This is a genomic window from Thermodesulfobacteriota bacterium, from assembly GCA_040758155.1.
GTDB lineage: Bacteria > Desulfobacterota > Deferrimicrobia > Deferrimicrobiales > Deferrimicrobiaceae > UBA2219.
Map to the genome: position 1 here is coordinate 1 of JBFLWB010000020.1, position 2,189 is coordinate 2,189.

Here is a 2,189-nt window from a genome sequence, read left to right on the forward strand (position 1 = left end):
GAAGGAAGGGGTGCGGGAATTCGAGCGCGCGAGGCCCGACCTGGTCATCCTCGACCTGATGATGGAGGACGTCGACTCGGGGACCCGTCTCCTCGACGAGTTGAAAAAACGGGATCCCGCCCTGCCCGTCATCATGCTCAGCTCGACCGGCGACTACTTCGGCGACATGATCGATACCACGGGGCTCGGGCTGCAGGGGGTGTTCCAGAAACCGGTCGACCCGAAGATCCTCCTCGGACTTCTTCGGGCGAAGCTGGGGCGGCCGCCCGCGGACGGCGCCGGAAAGGGATAAGTTGATCCCGGAGCCCTTCCTGCTGCCGCTGGACAGGGAACTCCAGGAACGCCTGCAGTGGCTTACCCGCCTGCGATGGGTCGCGAGCGCCGCGATCCTTGCGGGGATCCTGGCGGGGCCATGGCTCCTCGGCATCCCCGTGCCTCCCGTTCCTCTCCTCGCCGTGGCTCTCACGCTGATGTCCTACAACCTGGTCCTCCAGCGGAACCGTCAGTGGATCGCGTCGACGCCCGCGCGAACCCGGAAGGCCGTCTACCTCCAGGCGGGACTCGACTGGGTCGCGTTGACCGCCATCGTTTACCTGACCGGCGGCATAGCCAGCCCCGTATGCCTCGTCTACGCGTTCCACCTGATCGTAGGCGCCATCCTGCTCTCGCGGAAGGCGTGCTACCTGCTCACCTGCGCGGCAAGCTCCCTCCTCGGAATCCTCGCATGGGTGTCTCCCGCGGATGCGTCGCCGGACCGGTTCCGCATCTGGATCGTCCTCACGTTGTTCTTCTTCGCGACGACGTGGCTTGCGAATTCCATCACGGCCCGCCTCCGCGAGAAGGGAGACGCCCTGTCCCGCTCGACGCAGGCGCTGAATCGCTCGTACCAGGAGATGGAGTCGCTCTACAACATCGGCCGGCTCGTGAATTCCACGCTCGACCTCGAGGAAGTCCTGGGTCTGATCGCGGAGCAGACGGCCCGTCTGTTCGGCGTGAAGGGATGCTTTGTGCGGATCTTCGACCGGAGCGGAACGACTCTCTCCATCGGCGGCTCGTACGGCCTGAGCAAGGCCTACATCGACAAGGGACCGGTGGAGGTGGAGAAGAGCTGGATCGACCACGAGGTGCTGCAGGGACGGACGATCCAGGTGCCGGACGTGACCGAGGACCACCGGTTCCAGTACCGGGAGGAAGCGCGGAGGGAAGGGCTTCGTTCGATGCTTTCCTGCCCGATGCGGGCAAAGGACCGGACCCTCGGCGTCCTCCGGATCTACACGGCCGAGCCTCGCGTCTTCACCGAACAGGAGGAGAAGCTGCTGTTGAACCTGGCCAACCTCTGCGCCCTCGCCCTGCAGAACGCCCGCAGCTTCGGGGAGCTTCAGGCGATCGACCGGGAGAGGGTATGGTTCGCCCGGATGACCCATCACCAGCTCCGGTCCCCTCTGGCGGCGGTTCAGGGAGCCATCGACGCCCTGTCGTACGCCGGCCCGTTGAACGACGCGCAGAAGGACCTGGTTGCGCGCATGAAGCGCCGGATCCAGGATTCCTTCGACACCATCCGCGATCTCCTCGATACGGCCGCGGCGCAACGGTTCCGGGAAGAGGAGGATGGCGCGATCCGCCCCGTCCGCCCCGCGGAGACGCTTCGGAAGACCCTGGACACGGCGCGGGAGCAGGCACGGGCCAAGGGGCTGGAGTTCATCGAGGAGCCGGGCGGGGATGAGCTGGTCGTCCGGGCCGATCCCGGCGATTTGGAGAAGATCTTTTCGAACCTGCTGACCAACGCCGTGAATTACACGAGCGCCGGAAGGATCGTCTTCGCCATGCACCCTGCCGACGGGTGGGCGGAGTTCCTGGTCGAGGACACGGGGATGGGCATCCCGGCGGAGGATCGGGAGCGGATCTTCGAGAGCTTCTTCAGGTCCCCGGCGGCAAAGGCGTCCGGCGCGATGGGGACGGGGCTCGGGCTTTCCATCGTCTCGCGGCTGGTGCGGAGGCTGGACGGCGTCGTGACCGTGGAGAGCGAGCCGGGGAAAGGCTCCCGCTTCACTGTGCGGCTGCCGAGGGTGGAAGTGGAAACGGTATAGTGGTGCCCGGGGCCGCTCCCGGCCATCCATGGCCGCTTTTCCTCCCTGGTCGGTCGGCGGCGCCTTGGGTTCGATTCCCACCGCTGAGGAACCACCATACCG

The 2,189-nt window shown here is 66.3% G+C and carries 2 protein-coding genes; both read left to right on the forward strand.

Annotated features, from left to right (window positions below; all coding sequences use genetic code 11):
• A partial coding sequence (locus AB1346_01510) for a response regulator (protein ID MEW6719107.1) occupies positions 1 to 292 on the forward strand: 292 nt, incomplete at its 5' end.
• A 1-nt stretch (position 293) separates the two neighbouring features.
• On the forward strand, positions 294 to 2,087 hold the full coding sequence (locus AB1346_01515; protein ID MEW6719108.1) for a GAF domain-containing sensor histidine kinase: 1,794 nt from the start codon (positions 294 to 296) through the stop codon (positions 2,085 to 2,087).
• The last annotated feature ends 102 nt before the right edge of the window (positions 2,088 to 2,189 follow it).